This window comes from Sinorhizobium medicae, from assembly GCF_007827695.1.
In the GTDB taxonomy this organism is placed as follows: Bacteria; Pseudomonadota; Alphaproteobacteria; order Rhizobiales; family Rhizobiaceae; genus Sinorhizobium; species Sinorhizobium medicae.
Map to the genome: position 1 here is coordinate 1 of NZ_VITA01000062.1, position 1,712 is coordinate 1,712.

General features: G+C 61.8%; 1 protein-coding gene. It reads left to right on the forward strand.

Translation table 11 applies throughout. The annotated features are described in order from the left end of the window. The first annotated feature begins 88 nt into the window (after nt 1-88). Nucleotides 89-1,603, forward strand: coding sequence for an ISNCY family transposase (locus tag FB009_RS32540; protein ID WP_018209585.1), 1,515 nt, complete (start codon nt 89-91; stop codon nt 1,601-1,603). The last annotated feature ends 109 nt before the right edge of the window (nt 1,604-1,712 follow it).

A 1,712-nucleotide genomic window follows, 5' to 3' on the forward strand; every position in this document is an offset into this window, starting at 1 on the left:
CGCATTGCCTCGCCGAAACTGTTCCCGAATATTCAACCGTTGCCTCACATAATTTGCTCCCTACCGAGGGGTATGAACAGGGGCGACTATGGGACAGCTGAGCATGGCGACGAGGAAAGAACTGACGGCGGCGGTTTCGGAGCGTTATCGTGCTTCGACGCGAGCGGAGAAGGCGAGAATTCTGGATGAGTTCGTCGTCATCACGGGTTTTCACCGCAAGCACGCGATGCGGCTGCTGCGGCGCCACGGGAGAGAGTCTACAGGTCGGCGAGCGCGGCCGCGGGTTTATGAAGAAGCGGAACGCAATGCGCTCATATTGCTGTGGGAGGCGTCTGACCGGGTCTGTGGGAAGCGCCTTAAGGCGTTGCTGCCCGTCCTTGTCGAGGCGATGGAACGGCACGGTCATTTTAACCTCGCGCCTGAGATCCGCGGCAAATTGCTGGCGATGAGCGCGGCGACGATCGACAGGACGCTGGGACCGATCCGAGAGGGCTTGGGACGTCCTCGACGGCGGCCCGCGGCGCACGCCCTGCGACGGAGCATTCCCATTAGAACGTCGGCGGATTGGGACAATCCGGCGCCAGGCTTCGTTGAGGCGGATCTCGTCGCCCATTGTGGCCCTTCGGCTCGCGGCAGCTTCATCCAAACCCTTGTTCTCACCGACATCGCGACTGGCTGGACGGAATGTGCGCCGCTGCTGGTTCGCGAGCAGACGCTGTTGAGCAGTGTGCTCACAGAAATGCGCAAGCAACTGCCGTTCGCGCTTCTCGGCCTGGATACGGACAACGACACCGTCTTCATGAACGAGACGCTGAAGGCTTACTGTGACGCCGCCAGTATCGTCTTCACGCGCTGCCGTCCCTACCGCAAGAACGACCAAGCCTTTGTCGAGCAGAAGAATGGCGCCGTGGTGCGCAGGATGGTCGGATATCGTCGGTTCGAGGGACTGGAGGCCGCGACGCTGCTAGCGAAGCTCTACCGATCAGCGCGGCTGTTCGTAAACTTCTTTCAGCCATCATTCAAATTGATCGCAAAGCAGCGCGACGGCGCTCGTGTGCGCAAGACGTATAGTCCGCCAGCCACGCCGCATCAGCGTCTGATTGCCGACGCTCGCACGTCAGATGCAGTCCGCTCCCGTCTGCAGGAAATCTACGCTGGGCTCGATCCTGTCCTGCTATTGCGCGATATTCGCGCCCTACAGGAGCGACTCGCTGCGCTTGCCGACACGCCGCCGGCCATGCGCACTGACGGGGTAGCTCAGCCGATCGACCTTTTCCTCGCGAGTTTGCGGACGGCCTGGAAGGACGGAGCTGCCCGGCCGACGGATCGTCCGATTGTAAAAGCCAAAAGAGAGCGGCGGCGTCCTGATCCTCTCGTCAAGGCGACCGCCGACTTGCGAAGTTGGTTCGAAGCCGAACCATGGCGAACCGGCAGTGAACTTCTGTCACGCCTGCAGGCCGAGTATCCCGGCGATTACCCCGACAAACTGCTTCGAACACTTCAGCGCCGGCTGAAGGTCTGGCGTAGCGAACAGGCGGACGCGTTGCTGTTTGGCCCCTTGAACAAGGAGCTGCCGATCCACGAGATCGCCAGGCCGCACTGAGGTGCCGTAGCGCTCGCGAAGGAGGCCAGGCGCTGCGAAACCCTGCCATCTCCGCGCCCGGCCTCCTTCGCCCTAACCCGGGAGCAAAATGAATGAGGCACCGTGGTAA

Bases quoted from the DNA above. Each gene is read 5' to 3' on its own strand.
- FB009_RS32540 (WP_018209585.1), top strand. From the start codon at position 89: ATGGGACAGCTGAGCATGGCGACGAGGAAAGAACTGACGGCGGCGGTT.